The following is a 21257-nucleotide window of genomic DNA, read 5'->3' as shown; positions in this document are numbered from 1 at the left end:
AAGGAAGAGAAAGGATCTATTGATTATGCAATCCCACATCTTTGATGATAAGAGCGATAATACTCAAAATAGAACGATTCTTGTTATTGAAGATGACGCAAATGTGGGCTCTAGTCTGGTTCAGATTATTGTAGAAGAAACCGGCTACTTTGCCTTTCTCGTTACTGACCCTGAACAGGCACTCCATGTATTTGAAGATCTGGTTCCCGATCTGCTAGTAATTGATTATCATTTACCGCATATGAATGGGATTCAACTTTATGATTTCTTACAAACAAAACGAAACTTTAAACATATTCCAACCATAATCATCAGTGCAGCTCCTCCTGAAGAAGAGGTACAGGTACGCCATCTCATCACATTAAACAAACCATTTGAAATTGATCATCTTCTCACCTCTATTCAGAATCTTCTGACACCGTCATCATAAAAATAGCAATGCCACTTCTATGTATGTCGCTCTACATAGAAATAGATATAGATTGCCACAACAAAAAACGTTACAATGCATCTTTAAGCCTGAGCATTATAGCCAACAAAGCTGGCCTGCTATGGTTTTTCTCTTTACCCAAAAGAGTATTATAAACGTTTCTAAGAAACGTAGCGAATCCTTGACTATCCTTGACTATCCTTGACTATCCTTGACTATCATGATATACTAGAGCTATGAAGTTAAGTGACTATGCAAAGCAACAAGGCGTCCGGTACGAGACGGCATGGAGATGGTTTCGTGATGGCAAGATCAAAGGCCATCGCGTCGGCAAACATACGGTGATGATCGATGAAGGCCAAGAACCCTTTTCCGATCATCAGAAGAAAGTAGCCATCTATACGCGGGTGTCTTCTGCTGAGAACAAAACGAACCTGGACAGCCAGGCAGAACGGTTGGTGGCCTATGGTGCAGCCAGGGGCTATCAGATCAGCAAGGTCGTGAAAGAGGTGGGATCAGGCATCAATGACGCACGTCCGAAGTTTCTGGCCTTGCTCGAAGATCCTTCCATCGATGTGATCATTGTCGAGCACAAAGACCGTGCCAGTCGCTTCGGAGTGCGCTACATCGAGTCCTTATTGCGCGTCCAGGGGCGCACGCTCGAAGTCGTCAATCAGGCTGAAAATGGGACAGAAGACCTGCTCGCTGATTTGACCTCCATTATCTCTTCGTTCTGTGCACGACTTTACGGGCAACGACGAGCCAAGCGAAAAACAGAAAAGATTGTCGAACAATTACAGGCAAAGGAGGAGCAAGATGCAATTAGTTGAGCTGCATGTCATCGACCAAAAAGATGGACGATACACGGCTATTGATGCTGCTTGCTTTGCGTCTAAAAATCTGTACAATGCGGCTCTCTACGAAATCAGGCAGGCGTTCATTAAAGAGGGGAAATACCTGAACTATGGCGCGATGGACAAACGTATGCAGTCTCACGAGGCATACAAAGCGCTTCCCGCCAAGGTGGCCCAACAAGTACTCCGGCTTCTGGAGAAGAATTGGAAATCCTTCTTTGAGGCTCTCAAAGCCTCTAAAGAAGATCCATCGAAGTTCAAGGCACGTCCCAGGCTGCCTGGATATCTGCACAAAACGGCGGGGCGACAGGTGCTCATCTACACCATGCAGGCTGTCAGCCGCTCGAAGCGAACGCTTGGCAGGCGCATCATTCAGCCATCGGGCATCGCTCTTCACGTCAAAACGAGGCAAGATCCCGACACCATTGCCCAGGTCCGCATCGTGCCCAAATCAGGCTACTTCGTCGTTGAGGTGGTCTACGAGCCTGCTCCCAAAGGCGTTGCGATTGATCCAACACTCATCGCAGGTATTGATGTCGGGATGAACAACTTGGCTGCGCTAACTTCAAACAAACCGGGATTTGTGCCCGTCATTGTTAACGGGCGCGGCATCAAGTCGACCAATCACTTCTATAATAAACGTCGCGCACAACTTCAAAAATCTCTCGGACGCACTGGCAGTACGCCCCGCATGCAAACGCTCACGAACACGCGCAATCGGCGCATTGAGCAGGATCTGCATCATGCCTCTCGTTTCCTTCTCGATGTTTTGGTCGCCGATGGGATCGGGACACTGATCATCGGCAAAAATGACGGATGGAAGCAGGATGCCAACCTGGGGAAGCGGACCAACCAGCACTTTGTGCAGATCCCTCATGCTCGTTTTATTGCGATGCTCACCTACAAAGCGGAGCGTGTGGGGATTCGCGTCATTCTGACCGAGGAGTCCTATACAAGCAAAGCCAGCTTCCTGGATCGGGATCCTCTGCCCACATACAAAAAGGGCGAGACCACCGAGCATCAGTTTAGTGGCAAGCGGATCAAGCGCGGCCTGTATCGAGCGAAAGATGGGCGACTCATCAATGCCGATATCAATGGCTCTGGCAATATTGTCAGAAAAGTAGCACCGAATGCCTTCGGGCTTGACGGTGTAGAGGATGGGAAAAGCAGGGTCCATCTGCCAGTAGTCCATCCTGTGCGGATTGTCATTCCCCGCATGAACCCGAAAATGAAGGTGCATTCTGGCCTCGTGTCAGGATTCGCTAGAGTTTAGGAACTATAGGGATTCAACACTTTACCAGCAATGAATGTGTCTGTGCTACACTAGAAGTATAATGATGAGACTCATGAACTAACCAGGAAAATCTGGCGTCAACATCTAGAATGGTAACGCTCAACGAGAGAGTCTCAAAGTTACGAGCCAAAGCTCACTCATTTTATAAAAAACACTTGGCTCAACATAATAGCTTCATCCTGATTGCACAGGAAACGGGATAAATGATGTCAAATCCACATGTCAGTATTATTATTCCATTCACACGCCCGGCACTATCTGAAAATATGCTTCAGAAATTGCAACAACAGACATATCCGTCTGACCTCATTGAAATCATTCTGGTTGGCGCAGGCAGCGGTCCATTAGCCACACGGTATGGTGCTAAAGCGCTGGAGACAAAATATAATATCTGCTATCCCGGCGAGGCTCGTAATATTGGCGCACATGCAGCCACAGGGACATATCTTCTCTTCCTCGATGATGACTGTGAACCTGCGCCGGATTGGATAGCTCAAAATGTGGCCGCACTCACTGATCCAGACATCAAAGCCGTAGGTGGACAGATCGTGGGCAAATCAAATGCTTTTTTTTCACGCTGCGTGGATTTCAGCCGCTTCGGTTTTTATCAAAACAACCAGGCCAGAGAAACTATCATCTGTTCCGCCAGCATGGGTGTTCCCGCACAGATCTTTAAGGAGGTAAAGGGCTTCAATGAAACATTGCGTTCAGAAGAGGATATAGATTTCTGCTTCCGCCTCCTTGAAAAAGGCTATAAAACGCTCTATCAACCAGCCATTAAAGTTACTCACGATCATCGCCGCACTACCTTCAAGGCATTGGTGAGCTATAGTTATTTTTATGGGCGTGTCAGCGGTTTGTATGTCAAACGGCTCTACCTCAATTTATCATCCCGCAACAAACTTTTAACGTTCGTACAACACCCAATACTTTATCCCATTATGATGTTTCCCATCTCACTGGGAGCCACTTTAAACATCATTCGTTTAAACATTCGCGAGTATCCAGCAATCCTCCTCTACGCCCCATTCATCTACCTCTCAAAAGTTGCCAGCCATGCAGGAATCTGGCAATGGCTTTTACATGGCTTTCCAACACAAGTTTCGCAAACAGTGCATGTGGAAAATAGTTCAGGAGAGACTGTTTAAATGAAATGTCCAGAAGGGAAACAAAGATACAGGAATGTCAGCTATATTAGCTCGTGCATGAAATAATAGAGCTGACATTCCTGTATCAGAACCAGCGAGAAAAGAAGGCTTATCTTTTCAACACCCAGTCTCCATTTTGTTTGACAACAGAGGATGGCGCTCCTACAAAATGAAGATTAGTACGTCCCTGATTCAGGTACATCTGCACATCGTGCCAGATAGGACCAGCTCCATCAACGCCGGTAACATTGATCATCTGTGAATTATCATTGTTGCCAGCCCAGACACCAACAGTATAACTGGGAGTATAGCCCATAGTCCAGTTATCCACGAAGGAGTTAGAGGTACCAGTTTTGGCGGCGGCAGGAGTGATTTTTCCAGGATTACCAGCATAACATTGCGATGTACTGTTGCTATACAGGTAGAGAGAGCTACACGGTCCAAACTCATCATAGCGTGCACTGTTATCAGTTAGTACGCTGGTAATCATAAATGCTGCAGCTGCATCTATGACGCGCTTACCATGCGTATTAGGCTGAAACACAACTTTTCCGTTTTGATTGGTGATAAGACTAATTGCATGATAGGGAACCCGTACTCCACCATTCGCAAAGGTTGCGTAGCCTTCAGTATTATCAATTAAGCGAACACTTAACGCACCCAAAACCATGGAAATATTGGGCGTGCCATAAAAGACATTGGCAGCTTTTGTAGTACTGCCATCTGAAATTCCCATCATCTTTTCTGCCGTCTGCAACGACTGGTCAATCCCTGCCGCCTGCTCGATTTTGATTGCGGGAATATTTAAGGAATTGTCCAATGCATGACGATAGGTCATCATCCCCCCATACGTACGGCTATAGTTCTGGGGCTGATAGGATGGCAGACCACAACACATCGGAATGGTCAGCGGTGCATCGAGCACCATTGAGCCAGGACTGGCAACGCCTTGCTGAAAAGCAGTCGCGTAAACATAGGGTTTGAAAGAGGAACCCGGCTGGCGGTATCCCTGGGTAGCTACATTGAATGATCCATATTTGGGATTATTTGGATCAATATTGCCCACAATCGCGCTTAATGCCCCGGTATGCTGATCAATCACTACTACAGCGGCATTAGACATATTGTGCGCCGCCATCTGCTGGATATGCGTTTTAGCATCTGCCTGGGCATAGTTCTGTAACTTGAGATTCAGGGCAGTCTTGACAATCAAACCAGAGCGAGAAAGATCTGTTAGTTTCGCATTTGTATCATTTACCAACTCACTCATTACATAGCTCACATAGGTCGCGGCCTGTTCCTGTGGTGGATAGGTAGGCTTGATAAAACCAGGCCGCTGTATCTCTTGCGCAGCCGCATCCTTTTGCTGTATGGTGATGTAGTGTTGCACATACATTTGCTGCAACACCTCAAGTGTTCGTTTAATGCTATTCTTGGGATAAGCAATTGGATTACGCAAAGCCGGGTTACTAGGAATACCGGCCAGGACAGCAGCCTGAGCAATATCAAGCTGTTGCGCAGCAGTGGCCTTCGGGGTATCTTGCAAACCAAAATACCGGGTAGCCCCGGCCTCCGCGCCGTAAACCATATTGCCATAATAAACAGTATTAAGATACATATCTAAAATTTGATTTTTAGTATAATAATGCGTTACCTCAGGAGAAAGGATAATCTCCTGCAATTTACGGAGAGCATTATCATGATTACCAACAATCGTATTTTTTACTAATTGCTGGGTAATGGTACTGCCACCCGCTACCACTCCATGAGCCGTCAAATCAGCAATTGCGGCCCGCACAATGCCTGCGATATCATAGCCATCATTTTTCCAAAAGTTTTGGTCTTCAATCGCTACCTCAGCATGGATCAGGTTAGGAGAAATCTTCTCTAAAGGAAGACTCGTTTGGATACCTTGATCTTGTGCCTGATAGATAAGATCTCCTTGCGCATCGTACAGCTTCAGATTATCTTTGGGCAGGATATCCTGAAGTGTCGTCACGCGGCTCTGATATTTTTGATTTACCGCGTTCGCAAAACCCTGAAACGTAACAAAAATGATCACAGCCACAAGCAATACTGAGGCAATACTGATACCCAAAGAGACCATTGTACGCGTACTCGTACGTGTCGTCACAGCCACGCGTGCATTCGTGCCACGCAAATTTTTGCGCTTCAAGTGGCGCTTTGTATACCAGCCCGGCTCGTGTGGACGTGTTTGAGAGGCCTCATAGGTCGCGCCACGTTCTAGCGGTTCTGGTTTATCAGCCAAACGCTGCGCTGCAGCCGCCTGGCTATAAGATGGGAGCTTAGCAGGTTGCCTGAGATGCTCACCAGCATCAACAGGTTGTGAAACCTGCAACTGGGCATTCTTCTCTTCTGAGTCAGGAGAATTAGAAGTATCTCCGGTGCGCATTCCGGTCGCCATAATCTATCTCTTTCTAGAATCACACAGCCTTCTATTTATTAGGATTGTTGCACATCAGGAAAAAAATTCAATATGTACATTGACATAGTAGGCAATATGGGTCAGGAAAACGGCGTACAATCCCCAAAAAGCGTACAAAACTCAACTCAAATTACCTGAATGTTCCTGGAATGACGCTTGATTGAATACAATACACAACTCTATAGTGAAAGAGAGAGGAAGTATCGCGCTAAGAAAAGAAACTTTCTACCAGGATTTGTTTTGCCTATCCCTTTTTAAACGAGCCCGGGGAAAAAATCTTTCTTTACTTGTTCCTGCTTAATTCCCATCTCTTTCAGAGTGCGTTCATAGCCACGCACCATGGTTGGTGGTCCTGAAAGATAATAGGTACGCTCATGATAATCAGGGATAGCCTGTTGCAGCATATGCCCATCAATGCGACCTACGAAGCCATTCCAACCAACCGGTAGCGCGCCAGGATCAGTCAGGGTATAGAATATCTTGACGCCTAATTTATCCTGTGCTGTACCCAACACATCTCTGTATACGATTTCATCGACGGTTCGGTTGACATAGACTAAAACAATATCGCGTTTTTGGTGGGAATCAAGCAGATATTTCAGCATACTTCTAAACGGTGTAATACCGATGCCACCAGCGATGAATACAAGCTTTTGCGTAGGATCAGATGGCAGGGTGAAATCACCGGCGATCTGAGCAGCCACCATGATAGTACGAGCATCCATCTTAGACAAAGCCATTTTAAAACTACTGCTCTGATCATAAAAACGGATGCCTACGTGCATAAGTTTTTCGGTTGGCGAGGATGCCAATGTAAAGTAGCGCCGATTTCCTCGGCTGTCTGGATTGGGATGATCCAGCGTAAATTCCATATATTGTCCAGGCTCATAGGATAATTTTTGAGATGGTTTGAAGACAAAATCAAGCAGTCCAGCTCCCATTTTGTTTTTTCGACTCAGCTTCAGGGTAACTCTTTGCTTTGGACTGACCAGATAGGCAAAAATGTTGCCAAGCACCAGGGCCAGTTCAGGTGTGCTGTAAACAAGACCAAGGTGCAGTTGAGGAATGAATAAGATCCCTGTAAGAATCCCATACAAGCGACGCAGATTTCTCGTGTGAGGGGCCGTCAGTGGCTCAGTAAGCATGATAAAAGCGAAGAAGAAAAGGGGAGATAACACAAGTAACTGTTTTATCTCTATCAGGATTGGCTTGCCCTGAATGAGGGAGAAGATAGTCACACAGATGAATGCAGTCGCACAAAAGAGCATGACCATATCAGTTTGACGAAGCTTGCGTGCGATCAGCAGACCACCAAGCAATACAGCCGGCAACATACTGGCAGTGCCAATCCACCAACTTGCTGATTCTCCTAGCACAAAGGAAGTAATCACGACCGCAATTGCCGCAGGATTAAAGAGATGCTTTTTCTTGAGGGCGAGCATATATTTAGAGGATATTGCCAGAATCGATGCCCAGCCCAGGAATTGGAAATCACCCGGCGTTTTGACTGGATCAATGATTAACGCCAGAATAAGAGCTGTAATATAGACCGATTCAACGTTCGCCGGTACCTTAAAGATAAAGGCAAGTACAGTATTCATAGCCCAACAGAGAATGAGTAAAAAACCAGTGGAAACCAGCAGTGTTAAGGGCGAAAAAGGAAGCAGTTTGAAAGCCGCTAAAACCATTGCAAGGCCCAACAAACCAATCAATACATAGAGGACCAACCGATACATGGTAACGCGATCTAATACATAATCTATCATAGCTATATTTCCTGCAACACATACTTTTTGAAGCCACTGGTAAAGGTTGCTCTGGCATGCACATCGATCATATATCCTTCAAATCCCGCCAGATCTTCAATAAACTGGATGCCTGCTTTTCCCATGGCAAAGGCAGCGGTGGCAAAGCGATCAGCCTCATAAACATTTGGACCGATAATTGTCAGACTGACAATCTCCAGTAGCGCTGCATCAGGATGATATGGATTGTAGATGTGTTGCCCACGTATGGCTGTGCCAGAGGTCGCCACACCCCGATCTGAGAGCGTAAGAACCTTCACATACTCACTATGCTTAAAAGGATTGCGAATGCCGACACGCCAGGGATATCCATCCTTAAAACCAGCTACCTGAATATCTCCCCCGGCATCGATATAGAAATTTTGATATCCACGTGCAGACAACAGGCTGGCAGCATTTTGGATAGCCCAGCCTTTCACAATACCAGAAGGATCATAGTAACCATTGTGCTGGATATCGAAATATCCATGCGTCTCTTGCTTCGTTTGCTCGCTTAATGCCAGAATCGTTTGCATGGCAGCACTACAATTCTCCACAGCAAGCTCCCCTCGATTGATTCTTGAAATCTCGCTGGTTGTCTGGTAAGTACTAAAGGCAGTATCAACCGAGACAAAGTAGGCAAACACGGCATTCAGATCAGATTGCGTGACTGTTGCATCCATCACTTCCAGCGTAATTGGCATACCCATAATAAGAGCCGTTTGTTTCATAAGGCATCAGACTTTGGCTTGCGTAAGGGCATCTGAAAGAGATTGGACGAATGCCTCACTGGTATCAGTCGCGCCAGTAATGATATCAACATTCGCGCTTTGTGCCTGGATAGCCTCCGTAGTAAGTTGTGAGTCTGCATAATTGTTAATATCCACTGAGCGATTGCGATCATTTGGATACTGCAAAAACTGTACATCGGCAATCTTGCCATTCTTGATAATTGCTTTCACCTGCAAGCTTCCCCAGTGTGCATCAGCCACACTTCCCACATAGGAGCCATTCTTGTAGAGTCCACCAGATGATGTACCAGTTGTGCTGGATGGCGTAGGAGTTGTGGTGGAAGAGCCCGTCGTGGAGTCGGTTGCGGTACTGGTCTCCGTTGCACTGGTTGGTACAAAGGGAATCGCATTTGAATGATCATACAAAATACTATAGATAAGGAAGGCCCCAATGATCAGGGCTGCCACAGCAAATTTCTTCATCGTCCAAAGATTCCTTTCAAGATAGATATATCCACCATTTTTGCTATACCAGGCCTACTATACCAGGCGTACAAAGATGCTTATTTACCACTACACACATAGTTTTATCACTCTAACATTAAGTACTGATGAGAGACAGAAAGATGCTATCTATTCCACTATTATCTGCTCATTACTCGCCCAGAAAGTATTATTCTGGCTAGCTTAAAAATAGCTGATAGTTATCAAAAAAAGGGCACAATGCTGTAAAGAATTTGTAAAGCAATTTATGATAGAGATTATACAATACTCATCTCACCCATTTTTGCCTGTCTATAAGTTTGGTCAAGGTAAAATTAAAATGGAACACAGCAACATCAGTCACAGCATGGATACGTATTTCCACGGCCTACCCTCCTTACAGGAAAGGGTCTCCAGCCAACGCTCGTAGTCGCGCGCCAAGCGACGAAAGCGGGTCGTCCAGGCAAAACTGCGCTCCACGACCAGAGAGCGGGGCAAGAGGACAAAGCCCCGTTTGGCCTCAGGCAGGCGAACTACCTCCAGACGCAGCCCCTACGCGCTTAGGGTGTTCCTACCTATCCATTTCCAGCTTTAACTTTCCCTCTCATAACATTGACCATTGTCTCTCTTATATGTTAGCATTACCTATGTCAACATAACATATCAGAAAGGAGGTGATGACGTGCGCGTGATCGCGTATACCCAGAAGTGTATTGCGAGCGGAAACTGTGTGCTTGCCTGCTCTGACGTTTTTGAGCAGCGAGACAGCGATGGCACCGTTCACATTCTCAACGAGCGGCCTGCTCTGGCGCTGCTGAAAAAAGTGCGGCAGGCTGTAGATCTCTGTCCAAACCAAGTCTTCACGATTGAGGACGAAGCAAACCAATCAGAGCTCGTCGTTGTAGAAAATGACCAGGCGGTCTGATAAACGTAGAGCGCAGTGTTCACCACCTGTGGAACGAGCACTCTCAAATGCGAAGAGGCTCTCATTTCAGCGAGATAGTGATAAAACAGGCAAATACCAGATTGGAGTAGATAGCTATTATGAGCAACGAACAGGGCGTAAACATCCAGGTGCAGGATGTACAGCAGGAAGCACCGCTCCATTTCCCGTTTCCGCTGGCCGATCATAGTCTGGAATTACCCAAAGAGTATACGGAGTTGCAAGCAAAGTGCCCGGTAGCGCGCGTGAAGATGCCATACGGCGGTGAGGCGCTCCTGTTGACCCGCCATGCAGATGTTACGAAGACGGCAAATGACGCGCGGCGCTGTGGCAACATTCTGGGCTCGGACGGCGATGTGCCACGCCAGGAGGTCGCGTCCCGTACACGCGAGGGTTCGCTGTTTACTGTGACGCCTGAGCGCCACAACCAGATTCGCCGCCTGGTCACGCAGGCCTTCACCGTCAAGCACGCCAACGAGATGCGCCCAGGGGTGGTCGCGCTGACCAATCGACTGATCGATGAGATGGAGCTCAAGGGGCAACCGGCGGATCTCTATGAAGACTACGCGATCAAGACGCCGATGGCCGTCATTTGCGAACTGCTGGGTATTCCCTATGAAGACGAGCAGCTCTTCCGCGAATGGGGACGCGATCTGCTCTCACGCACTGCCACTCGAGAAGAGCAGCAGGAGCGCTGGGAGAAAATGGTGCAGTATATTACACCTCTGATCGAGAAAGAGCGGGCCAATCCGAGCAATAGCGTTCTGGGTATGCTGGTAAAGAACCGCGAACAGGGCGATGACGTGCTTACCGAGCAGGAGATGCTCTCTTTCGCGCTTGGATTGGTCGCCGCCGGTTTTGAGACAACCAGCACGAGCTTTACCAATTCTGCTTTCGTGCTGTTTCAGAGCCCTGATCTGCTGGAACAGCTGAAAGCGCGCGTCGATGATGAAGATGCAATGGCGTCTGCGATCGAGGAGATTCTGCGCATCACGCTGTTGGGCGCGGGCGGGCGGCCACGCATCGTTCGCGAAGAGGTCGAGCTCAGCGGCATCCGTGTCCCACCGGGCGAAGTACTGATGCTATCCTTTTTCGCTGGCAATAAAGATCCAGAGGTTTTCCCTGATCCAAACGTGGTGAATTTTGATCGCACGCCAAATCCTATTCTCAGCTTTGGCCGCGGCATCCACGCCTGCCTGGGTCAGCAACTGGCGCGTATGGAGATGCAGGTCCTGTGGACCACCCTACTCAAACGCCTGCCCAACGTCCGCCTGGCGGTTGCGCCGTCTGAAGTGCCCTGGCGTTCAAACGACTCGGCGACCATTGGTCCAGCTCATCTCCCCGTGGTCTGGTAGCCGTCCGCCATTCCGATGTTTCCGCTCGCGAAAAGGTGGTAGACGGCAGAGGTTGTGGTATAACATTCTGAGGTTCGTATCGAAAGACTGCGCAAGCTTACCATGGGCTCACATACTGCCCTACAGATTTTGCCCGATATAGTCAGGCAAAACGATCTCAATGCTCTAGAAAGGCTAGTGCAGTCTTTCTTGCTCTTTTGTGAAATATATCGGGGATGGACGTATATGCTTGCGGATATGCTTATACTTGCTGCGCTACTTTCTCGCCCAATGCATGGTTATGAGATAAAGAAGGCTTACGATCAGACATTGGGCGGACTGGTGACGCTGCACCATAATCAGCTCTATCCAGCGCTACGGCGTTTTGAGGCGATAGGTGCGGTGCGGCGCGAAGCGATCGAGCAACAAGGAAAGCCCGATCGCCACATCTATCATTTGACGGACCATGGTCTGGCCGAACTGCGCGAGATGCTGCGCGATTTCCCACACGCGATCGCTCGCAACGATATGGAATTCTATGTGCGTTTCGCCCTCTTCGGTTTCCTGGAGCCTGAGGATCGTGTGAAGATCCTGCAAACGCGTATACAGGTGCTCCAGCCCCGTTTCCAGGACCAGGGACGATACCAGAAATATCTTGATTCCCCCATTGTGGGCAAAGTACAGCCCTATGTCGAAAAATTGAATACTTTCAATGATCAACAAATATGTGCGGAACTTGAGTGGCTGGCGCAAATGATCGAACAGGTGCAGTTTAATGCCTTGTGACATCTTTTTTGTGGACAGGCCATTCGCCCCATGGTGGCAGGCTGTCTCCCAACAACACGGCAGGCGGTTGTTGACCACTTTTTTCCACACAAAAAACCGTTCCCCTCAGGGCCCTGTCACACGAGTTTTTCCCTTTTCCGCTTCTTATCTCTGCATATTTGTACCTGCATGGCAAAAGATGTTTTAAGATTTCCCATCTTTTTTGGCTCTTATAAAGGACTTGACATATACATTTCGCCGCTCCATGCTCTTAGCAGATTAAAAAACAGAAATAGATTGCAATGTAATGACAACAATACAGAAGAGACATAGACTGGTGAACCTGAAAGCCAAAGTACTAGCAAAAGAGCAGGAAACCGTACTTTACAACCCAGGCCCATCATACCCACACATTCCTACTCGCGGCGAATTTACCACTGGCAACAGCATCTCCTCGCCACATTCGTGTTGCGGGGCACACAATTCACACAACCAGCCTCCTCCTTCGTAGATACATTGTGAGCAGATTTGTGTGGCTGGCTTGCCACAGATATCACAAGGAATTACAGGCGGAATATTGTGTGCCAGCAATTCGACAGCCTTTTTTTGCAGCACGCCTTCTCGTTCTGCTAGCACTTTTAAGCGCAGCTCCGTCGTTGTGCCAAAATCATACTCATGCACAAATTGGTCTCCGACTTCTAGAATCTTCCCTACCTGCACACGCATACTTTTATCCCCAAACTCAGAATCGATATAGGATGAGTAAGAGGTTCCATGGATCTCAAAGCGGCTCAGATGACCACAACATTCCAACCAACTCTTTCGGAGAAAACTGTCGAGTGTTTGGAGTGACGCCTCCATAGGGATTTCCAGGTGCATCCAATAGCTCGGTGCATCCAGCCCCTCTGCTCGCAGATGTAATAATCGGGCTGGCACCGCTGAGGTTTTCCCGTGAGCTGTCGCAAAAGATACAGCTCTCTGGGGACACGTTTCGAGATGCCGGGTCATGGTCGCTTTGCCAAAAACCTGCCGGCAGAAATGACAGGTGCCTTTTGTTGTTGTTCTCGCCATTCCTTCAACCTTCCTTCTTACCTCTAGCGATTGGCGAACCACATCGCGTAATCTTCCACCAACTGTTGGGTTTTGATAGGCGCATCCGTGGCCTTTAGATCACACAAAGAAAGTTCACTGACTCCCTGTTTTTTCATCTTCACCATCACAGTGGTGCCATACATCTCATCCCGGGAGGAGATGGCCAATACAGTGATCCGAGTTCCTTGACGCATCGGCCCACGTTGATATTCTTGCACTATGGCGGCAAAAGGGAGGCCAGACGTTTCTCCAGATAGGTATGCCAGTTGCGAAGTACTGCGAAGAGGTCCTGACTTTCTGTCTGATTGGCGATCGCTTGAATCCTCTGGCCTTGTGCTCCGCCCAGGTGCAGCCAGTTCGACTGAGACACAATCTTTGCGATCGTTGCGGTCACATCGCCCGGGTTGGCACGTGCCGCACCTGGTTCTACTTCCTCTAGCGACAGATGCATTTCTGACATAGAGATATTTTCCCTGATCTGGAACATCTTCTTCGAAGTATACCATACAGGTGATTGTCTGGATTACCTACGCTAACAATGACTGTTTCAGATGAGTCGTCAGAAGGGATGAGTGAGGAGGAATGTGACCATGATTCGCAGATGCAACGGCTCACGATGACGATCCAAGGAGCTATCCAGGCCTATGTTGACCATCAACAACACGTCGGCCGACGTTACAAAACGTTGGAATGGCATCAGATGGCGCTCATGGTGTTTGAGCACTATCTCAGAAGTGAGCAGCAACTCGTTTATGCGAGTCAAATTACCAGTAATGACGTGAATTTTTCCAGCCTCAGTTGTTCCTAGCAAATTGAACACGTGTGTATGGTATATCTGCTCCTTCTCGTCCCCCATTCAACATGCCAGTGGGTCCAGCTCAAAAACTCCGACATCGAGAGGGCAAAGGCTATAGGAGTATGACACGTTCTAAAATCAGAGGTTCCTACTCATACATAAAAGGGCAAAGGCATTCCCTCCATCCAAAAGCGATGCAGATCCTTATAATGATAGGACAATGGATACCCTGATTGGCCACAGGGCATATTCCATAACGCCTCTGCCTCCTCTCCTGGCGACAACACAAAACGAACAGAGACGCCAATTTTTGGTTGCGCGACCCGTATCGTGAAATCACATCCCGGTAATTTATAGTAGGGCATATTCAGTATCCTGGCAGCAAAAGGTATTCCGGCCGCAAGTGGATGGCGCACTTTACAAATATTGATTTTCCCCCATGTGATCCCATCTAGATGGGAGGTCTTACACTCTTTTTTCAGTTCATTGATAACCAATTGCAATAAACATACACACAAATCATCCCAACTACTATATGTATCCGGGTATGGCAATGTCTCCGGAATCCTTTCCTTTAAGAGCTGACGTAACGGTGTCTCCATTGTTCCCCAACGATACACAAAACTCTCTTCTTTCTCTTTACAAGGAGCAAGATACGTGGGCAAAATTTCTTTAATAAGGACCTCTCTGAACCGGTATAGGATCGGAAATCCTGTACTCGATGTTCGCACTTCACCATCCCAGTCAGCTATCAATTGACAAGCATACGTTAAATCCGCTTGCCCGTCCAGAACTTCTGGCGTCAACACGTCTTGTAGCAGGGAACGATAAAAATCGTAAAATGTGGTGGTAGTGTCCAGTTGGAGGTCAAACATCTCTCTTTCTGTAACATGCTCTTGAGCCTGCAATTTCTGACTGATAGCATACGCGCGATACCCACTAACAAAATTATAACCAATACTATAAGGATAATGAGTTCCTAAAGTTCGATTATTAGCAGTTACAAGAAAATCTGCCGGTGGATCTATTACTCTAGGTAACTCATCTGCTGCAATATAGCCATCCCATCCAATATTTCCATCTTTCCATACACGAGCAGATAGACCATCATGTCCTTTACGTAGAGGTAGCTTACCACAAAATGTCCAGGCAATGTGACCGTCATCATCTGCGAGCATAACATTCATAGGAGGTCCGCCAAATTCATTAACAACACGGATAGCCTCATTAAGCGTCTGGACTTTATCCATATCTAGCAAGCCGATATCAACAGCTTGAGGATCTAATGCCGTCCAGTGTAGTGCAACATGCTGATTTAGCAGCGGCTTTGGTAGAACGGGTCCCCAGATTGTTGCCTTACAAGTAACATGAATATCTTCTTGCCCTTTGACTTGAATCACTTCTTCTGTCATGATGAATGGTTGCCACCCATCAGGGGTTTTATACTCGTCAGGATGCTCCGAGCTTAACTCAAGAGTGACCAGGTCGAGCACATCACTATGCATAACAGTATATCCCCATGCAACATATTGGTTCGAGCCCACAGTCATAATCGGAAGCCCAGGTACAACAAATCCAGACAGATGAGCATCTTCATAATGCATATGGACTTTGTACCATATGTTAGGAGCAGAGAGATCAAGGTGAATATCATTCGCTAAAATAGCACGTCCGTCATGCGTCTTGTTATGTCCGACCACCCAACCATTTGAACCTTTTGCAAAGTTCATTTCTTCAATAGAAGGTAAAGTATTATCTGCTGACTTGCTCCGTTGGCGCAAAATATTCAAGGCATCTATAGGAATCTTCTGACTGGGACGAAGAGGTTCTTGCCCGCCTGCCAAGGCAGTCATATACGCATCTTCATCAGGGGTCAAAAAACGTACAACCTCCGCGGGTAAACTCGCCTCCATTACTGTCATCATTCGCTCAAATTCTTCTTCATCTGCGGTCAGATTTTGAAAGAGATATAAACCAACCAGGATACTATCCTCGGGTTCCCAGCGTTTAGGCGTATAGCGTAAAGCAAGAAATTCAGGTGGATATACTTTTATTTGCTGCATATACATATTTATACCTTCTGCATATGCCTGCAATACAGCTATTTGCTCCTCTGGTAAACGCTTGATGACTTCTCTAGCCACATGGCGAAAACCAAATACGCGCTGGTTAATATCTACGTCAACGGCCGCTTTTCCTACTATCTCAGATAGATTCCCTGCCGTAAGACGACGCAGAAGATCCAATTGAAACAATCTATGACGCGCTACCATATATCCTAGCGTCCGGAATGCTATCAGGCGAGAGGGTGCATGAATGGTTGGCACTCCAAAATGATCAATAGTGACTCTTGCGAGCATAGCATCTCCCATATGAGAGATAAACCATTTATCACTACAAGAGGTGAGCCAGCGCGCAAAAAAGTTCTTTACAGCTCGTATTACACTCCCCATAGGGACAATAGATAGAATAAAAATGATGCGCATCCAGGCCACAACAGCTAATTTTCTTTGTTTCTTCATAGGATAATTATCCATAATTTAGCATGCAACGTTCACTCATACCCAAAACCTTGGCGTTCATATGTTTTCCTGGCGAGGATTCATCTAGTATCATCAGACGATAGCAATTCGGAGATGGATCGCTCTGGATGCTCAACGATGTGCATAACGAGCATCTGAAAATGATCCAATACTGACTTGATGAACTCCTCCTGAAAAAGATCAGCACGGTATAGAATATATCCTGAGATCGTATCACCTCGCTCACGAGCTAAAAACCACATATCAAGTGTAGATATGATCTCACGAGTATCAATTCCTTGAACGGTCACACCTTCTAGTTGCAATGGCTCATTACTATCGCGTTCTAAGGTAAACCAGACTTGAAAGGGCGAGGTCGCACGATCACCTAACGGATTATGGACCTCCAATACCATCTCATAGGGAATGTCTTGATGGGGAAATGTCTCTATCGTCACATCCCGCACACGCCTCATAACTTCTTGAAAAGTAGGATCACCAGACAGTGAGGTACGCAACACTACCATCGTTACAAACATTCCTACAATATCTTCCGCTTCAACGGGATTGCGAATTCCGACAGGTGTAAGCGTACTAATATCAAATTGACGCGTATAAAACGTAAGCAGTGTCTGAAAAACAGCAAGCAGCGTGATAAATGGTGTGACCCCTTGAGATTCGCTCAGTTGCCTCAGTTGTTGTACTAATCGAGTGGGCAATTCGAAGGATACAGTTTCGCCTCGTAATGAAAAACATGTCTCTCGTGGTGTGTAAGTAGAAAGATGCATGGCATGCGCACCGTCTAACTGCTTCCGCCACCATGCAAGATGCTGCTCAAGTACCGATCCACGAAGCCATTGTCTCTGCCAGAATGCAAAATCACCATATTGTAACTTTGGTTGAGCTAGAGGGGACGGCTCACCTTTAACCAGGGAGCTGTACAATAAGGAAAGCTCACGGATAATCATATTATATGACTGACCATCACATGCGATATGATCTACAGTTAAGATGACTACATGTTCTTCTGCCTTGAGCCGCACAATCTTTGCCCGCAACAACATATCCTGCATCAGATCAAATGGAGCTTTTCGATCGGCATCGATAATATCGGTCAGTGCCCCTGCTCGCTCTTTAGGAACAAGATGGCAAAGATCAATAACGGACACAGGTACAGATGAAGCTGCCAGGTCATCTAGCCGTTGTATCGGTTGCCCCGAACATATCAAAAAATGTGTACGCAAGATTTCATGTCTTTGTACAATGCTATGTAAACTCTGCTTTAGCGCTGCTATATCTAGCCAACCGACCACAGAAAATGCGCTACTAACCGGATCGACATACTGAGGAGCAAATCGCGGGCGCACAAACCACTGCTCCTGAATCAATGATAGCGGGATATCACGATCACGCTTCACCGGCTGCAAAGGTGGTACAACCTGATCAGCTTGCTCATCTTGCGCTATTTGTAAGTGGGTGGACAATTGCTCAATAGTAGGAAAGGTAAAAATACTCATAGGACTAATATGTATGGAGAGCCTCTCCAGGATGAGCGAGGCCATACGGGCCGCGAGAAGCGAATGACCGCCCAAGGCAAAAAAGTTATCCTGGATTCCAATCTGCTTGATCTCAAAGAGTTGCTGCCAGATATCTACCAGGATCTGTTCCAATGGCATCTGGGGAGCAACATATCTGGTAGCCGAACCGGGCTGAATAGGTAATGCAGCTAATGCCTTTCGATCAACCTTCCCATTAGGGCTCAAAGGTATGGAGGAAAGGAGGACTAATGCGGTCGGGAACATATAGGCAGGAAGCTTTGAACACAGAAAATCACGTATTACAGTGATATCGATCACTGTTCCAGAATAAGGATAAACATAAGCTACGAGCTGTTTCTCCATAGCCTCATCTTCGCGAGCAAGTACAACTACATCCTGTATCTGAGGATGTAGTTGGAGTATAGTTTCGATCTCCCCCAATTCTATCCTGAAACCATGGATTTTTACTTGCTGGTCTATACGCCCTAAAAATGTAAGTGCTCCATCTGTACCAACGCTCACCAGATCACCCGTCTTATAAAGACGTGCCCCGGCCTGCTTAGTAAAGGGATCTGGCACAAACTTCTCTGCCGTTAAGTCAGGGCGATGTAAATAGCCACGGGCAAGCCCTTTACCACCAAGATAGAGTTCTCCGTCCTCATCAGGTGCAGCAGGCTCCATGCGCTCATTCAAAATATATGCTTGAGATCCAGTTATAGGATACCCAATAGGTGGAGATACCTGTGTGTCATCGGGAATCAACATCCAGGTGGAATATGTGGTATCCTCCGACGGTCCATACAGATTGTAGATATGCTCTACCTCAGTCTCACGATATAAGCGCTGAACAAGCCTCAGAGGCAGTGACTCACCAGCAAGATTAACGGTACGAATAGAAGAAGGCAAACGACCTATATTCAGAAGTGCTGTCATAACAGAAGGCACAGTATTAATGAGGGTTATACGTTCAGCAGCACCTAATTCAGGCAACTGCAAGAGATTTTCTGCCAGGATAACGGTTCCGCCATAACTCAATGGTACAAAAATCTCAAAGATAGATAGATCAAAACAAATGGATGTAGTGGCAAGAACACCGGCAAGAACTGACTCTGTAAAAACTTCCCCAGCCCATTCAACAAAACTGCAGGCGCTACTATGTTGAATGGCAACCCCTTTCGGTCGCCCGGTTGATCCAGAAGTATAGATAATATAGGCCAGGTTAGCTGGCTCCGGGAAACAGTGTTTGATTGTATCCAGAGATGATGATGGCTCATAATCGCTATCAATATCAAGCAACCTCACCGCATACTGAGAAAAGAGAGTTGTATACGCTTTTTGGGTAAGAATCAACGAAACGTTGGCATCTGCAAGCATATACTCTAACCTCTCCACTGGATAGAGAGGATCAAGTGGGATGTAAGCACCACCAGCTTTAAGAATACCAAGCACCGCGATGATCAATTCGGGGGTACGGTTCAAACAAAGGGCGACACGAGATTCTGGTACAATACCTGCTTGTCGTAAATATAGAGATAACAGATCCGCTTGACGATTCAGGTGCTTGTAGGTGATCTCCCTATCTTGATAAATGAGTGCAACAGCATCTGGAGTTCTTTTTACTTGTTCCTCAAATAACTGATGCAGACATACATTACTGTTATTATTCACTATCATTTCCACCTTTCAAATACAGCCTGGATAAGAATGAGGATGAAAGTTTAACTAGAATTACTCCTCCCTTCATATACTGAACAATCACGCTGCCCATAAGTACGAAAAACACTATTCCTAGACCGTGCTTTCCAGATAATACAATCAACTCTTTATCACGAAGAAAAGGAGGAAATATCTTTGTCTTCTAAAAGGGCATATCCAAAAAATCGTTGGCGGCTAAACATAAATAGACTACCGCTGAAGACAAAACAAACGACTCCCGATAACAGTAATCCTCCATTCACAGAAAAACTATAAGCATAGCTGATGAAAGGGATCAGAGCGACGGTGAAGAGTGAGATGATCAGCTGGCGTATTGCCGCAATACGCCCTTTGATAGGTCCCACGATACGCCGCTGAAGATAAGTCATCAGAATAATAATAGAAGATGCATTAGAGATGCCTAAACCCAACATAGCAATGATTGTTACATAGGGAATATGTACGGCAGATAAGCAGGCAAAAAACAGAGCTTCTAAGCCGAGGCATAGCGCTGTGACAACTCGCACATCTCGATATTTCATTATCCTAGGAGCAATGAATGTTGCCAGAATTGCTCCAATTGCAAATGATCCATCAAAGATTGACAACCAGTAATTGTTATTGCCATACCACAGCGTAACCATTGGCACATACGACAAGTTAATAAAATTAACGGCCAGAAAATCACCAGCACAAAGGATAATATGCAAAAACAATGCGGTATTCAAGCGTAGACAACACCTTATCTCCCGCCAATCATTATAAAGGTCATTAAGCCAGAAACGATGACATTCAGGAAGCTTGATATCTACCCGGGGAATATAGGCCATGCCAATAACGATGGCAGAGAGAAGATAGGATAGACCGTCCAGACCAAACGAGACACTGACATGAAAATATTCAAGGATAAAACCCACCAGAGCGGTTCCTATGAGTTGCCCGGCTTGCAAGAGAGCAACAAAAAGAGTGTTATAGCGTATCAGAGTCGGCCCTGGCGCAATGACAGGGGCCAGGGCAAATGTAGCTGAATTATAAAAAGGGGTAATAATGTTAATGACAATCACAGATACAAAAATCCACCATTGCCCTTGCTGCGATAAGACAAAAAAACTAGCGATACAAATAAATATCCCCCGCACAACATCAGCCAATATACAAACCAGCTTTGGACTATGCCGATCTACGAGGGTACCACTAAATATATACATTAAAGAATTAATAAAATATTGGATGATAATAACTATACCAAAAGCGAGAACATTCCCTGTTTTATCATATAAAGCTCTTCCTACAGTAATAGTATTCATCCCATTTCCAATATTACTGATAAAGACTGCTGTCAGCACCAGAGACGCACTCAAGGATAACTTTACTTTTTCCTCCTGCTCATGGCAAGTCATCT

The 21257-nt window shown here is 46.4% G+C and carries 18 protein-coding genes and 1 pseudogene; 8 read left to right on the top strand and 11 right to left on the bottom strand.

Translation table 11 applies throughout. The features are described 5' to 3' along the window. Positions 1-25 precede the first annotated feature (25 nt). The 4 genes from F1593_RS07940 (at position 26) to F1593_RS07925 (ending at position 3726) form a co-directional block, all read left to right on the top strand. Positions 26-430: a response regulator gene (locus tag F1593_RS07940; RefSeq protein ID WP_149401022.1), complete on the top strand. Its 405-nt coding sequence runs from the start codon at positions 26-28 to the stop codon at positions 428-430. A 236-nt stretch (positions 431-666) separates the two neighbouring features. Then, entirely contained in the window at positions 667-1260 is a 594-nt protein-coding gene (locus F1593_RS07935; protein WP_149401021.1) for an IS607 family transposase, read from the top strand. Further along, positions 1247-2557, top strand: a complete 1311-nt coding sequence (locus F1593_RS07930; protein ID WP_235932520.1) for an RNA-guided endonuclease InsQ/TnpB family protein — start codon at positions 1247-1249, stop codon at positions 2555-2557. Before F1593_RS07935 ends, F1593_RS07930 begins: the two co-directional genes overlap by 14 nt. Positions 2558-2781: 224 nt before the next feature. Then, positions 2782-3726, top strand: coding sequence for a glycosyltransferase family 2 protein (locus tag F1593_RS07925; protein ID WP_149401020.1), 945 nt, complete (start codon positions 2782-2784; stop codon positions 3724-3726). 109 nt (positions 3727-3835) lie between these two features. On the opposite strand, the gene F1593_RS07920 is transcribed toward F1593_RS07925, so the two are convergent. From F1593_RS07920 to F1593_RS07900, 5 genes and pseudogenes are all read right to left on the bottom strand, one after another. Further along, positions 3836-6151 carry a transglycosylase domain-containing protein gene (locus F1593_RS07920; protein WP_149401019.1) on the bottom strand — a complete coding sequence of 772 codons (2316 nt, stop codon included), beginning with the start codon at positions 6149-6151 and terminating at the stop codon, positions 3836-3838. Between the two features lie 275 nt (positions 6152-6426). Then, complete coding sequence (locus F1593_RS07915; protein ID WP_149401018.1) at positions 6427-7938, bottom strand: RnfABCDGE type electron transport complex subunit D; 1512 nt, start codon at positions 7936-7938, stop codon at positions 6427-6429. 2 nt (positions 7939-7940) lie between these two features. Beyond that, the gene (locus F1593_RS07910) at positions 7941-8687 is read right to left on the bottom strand and encodes an FAD:protein FMN transferase (protein ID WP_149401017.1); all 747 of its coding nucleotides are present in this window, start codon (positions 8685-8687) and stop codon (positions 7941-7943) included. A 6-nt stretch (positions 8688-8693) separates the two neighbouring features. Further along, positions 8694-9170: an FMN-binding protein gene (locus F1593_RS07905; protein ID WP_149401016.1), complete on the bottom strand. Its 477-nt coding sequence runs from the start codon at positions 9168-9170 to the stop codon at positions 8694-8696. 360 nt (positions 9171-9530) lie between these two features. Then, positions 9531-9722 (bottom strand): annotated as a pseudogene (locus F1593_RS07900) (IS5/IS1182 family transposase); the annotation flags it as partial. A 130-nt stretch (positions 9723-9852) separates the two neighbouring features. On the opposite strand from F1593_RS07900, the gene F1593_RS07895 reads away from it, so the two are divergent. From F1593_RS07895 to F1593_RS07885, 3 genes are all read left to right on the top strand, one after another. Then, positions 9853-10095: a ferredoxin gene (locus tag F1593_RS07895; protein ID WP_149401015.1), complete on the top strand. Its 243-nt coding sequence runs from the start codon at positions 9853-9855 to the stop codon at positions 10093-10095. Between the two features lie 119 nt (positions 10096-10214). After that, positions 10215-11468 carry a cytochrome P450 gene (locus F1593_RS07890; RefSeq protein WP_149401014.1) on the top strand — a complete coding sequence of 418 codons (1254 nt, stop codon included), beginning with the start codon at positions 10215-10217 and terminating at the stop codon, positions 11466-11468. 225 nt (positions 11469-11693) lie between these two features. Continuing rightward, on the top strand, positions 11694-12233 hold the full coding sequence (locus F1593_RS07885) for a PadR family transcriptional regulator (protein WP_172631951.1): 540 nt from the start codon (positions 11694-11696) through the stop codon (positions 12231-12233). A gap of 363 nt (positions 12234-12596) precedes the next feature. Here F1593_RS07885 and F1593_RS07880 read toward each other — a convergent pair whose 3' ends face one another. Genes F1593_RS07880 through F1593_RS29250 form a run of 3 tightly spaced genes read right to left on the bottom strand, consistent with a single transcriptional unit; the run spans position 12597 to position 13764 of the window. Continuing rightward, the gene (locus tag F1593_RS07880; protein ID WP_149401012.1) at positions 12597-13283 is read right to left on the bottom strand and encodes a plasmid pRiA4b ORF-3 family protein; all 687 of its coding nucleotides are present in this window, start codon (positions 13281-13283) and stop codon (positions 12597-12599) included. Between the two features lie 23 nt (positions 13284-13306). Next, positions 13307-13522, bottom strand: coding sequence for a calcium-binding protein (locus F1593_RS29255; protein ID WP_235932519.1), 216 nt, complete (start codon positions 13520-13522; stop codon positions 13307-13309). Next, complete coding sequence (locus F1593_RS29250; protein WP_235932518.1) at positions 13522-13764, bottom strand: MBT domain-containing protein; 243 nt, start codon at positions 13762-13764, stop codon at positions 13522-13524. Before F1593_RS29250 ends, F1593_RS29255 begins: the two co-directional genes overlap by 1 nt. Before the next feature lie 108 nt (positions 13765-13872). Between F1593_RS29250 and F1593_RS07870 the strand changes: the two genes are divergently transcribed. Next, complete coding sequence (locus F1593_RS07870; protein ID WP_172631950.1) at positions 13873-14112, top strand: hypothetical protein; 240 nt, start codon at positions 13873-13875, stop codon at positions 14110-14112. Positions 14113-14252: 140 nt separating this feature from the next. On the opposite strand, the gene F1593_RS07865 is transcribed toward F1593_RS07870, so the two are convergent. The 3 genes from F1593_RS07865 to F1593_RS07855 all read right to left on the bottom strand — a co-directional run bounded on the left by F1593_RS07865 (position 14253) and on the right by F1593_RS07855 (position 21255). After that, positions 14253-16622: a penicillin acylase family protein gene (locus F1593_RS07865; protein WP_172631949.1), complete on the bottom strand. Its 2370-nt coding sequence runs from the start codon at positions 16620-16622 to the stop codon at positions 14253-14255. An 80-nt stretch (positions 16623-16702) separates the two neighbouring features. Then, on the bottom strand, positions 16703-19828 hold the full coding sequence (locus tag F1593_RS07860; RefSeq protein ID WP_172631948.1) for a non-ribosomal peptide synthetase: 3126 nt from the start codon (positions 19826-19828) through the stop codon (positions 16703-16705). Positions 19829-19986: 158 nt separating this feature from the next. Next, positions 19987-21255, bottom strand: coding sequence for an MFS transporter (locus F1593_RS07855; protein ID WP_149401007.1), 1269 nt, complete (start codon positions 21253-21255; stop codon positions 19987-19989). Positions 21256-21257 lie beyond the last annotated feature (2 nt).

The organism is Dictyobacter arantiisoli, assembly GCF_008326305.1.
In the GTDB taxonomy this organism is placed as follows: Bacteria; Chloroflexota; Ktedonobacteria; order Ktedonobacterales; family Ktedonobacteraceae; genus Dictyobacter; species Dictyobacter arantiisoli.
This window is presented reverse-complemented; position numbering and strand designations above follow the sequence as displayed.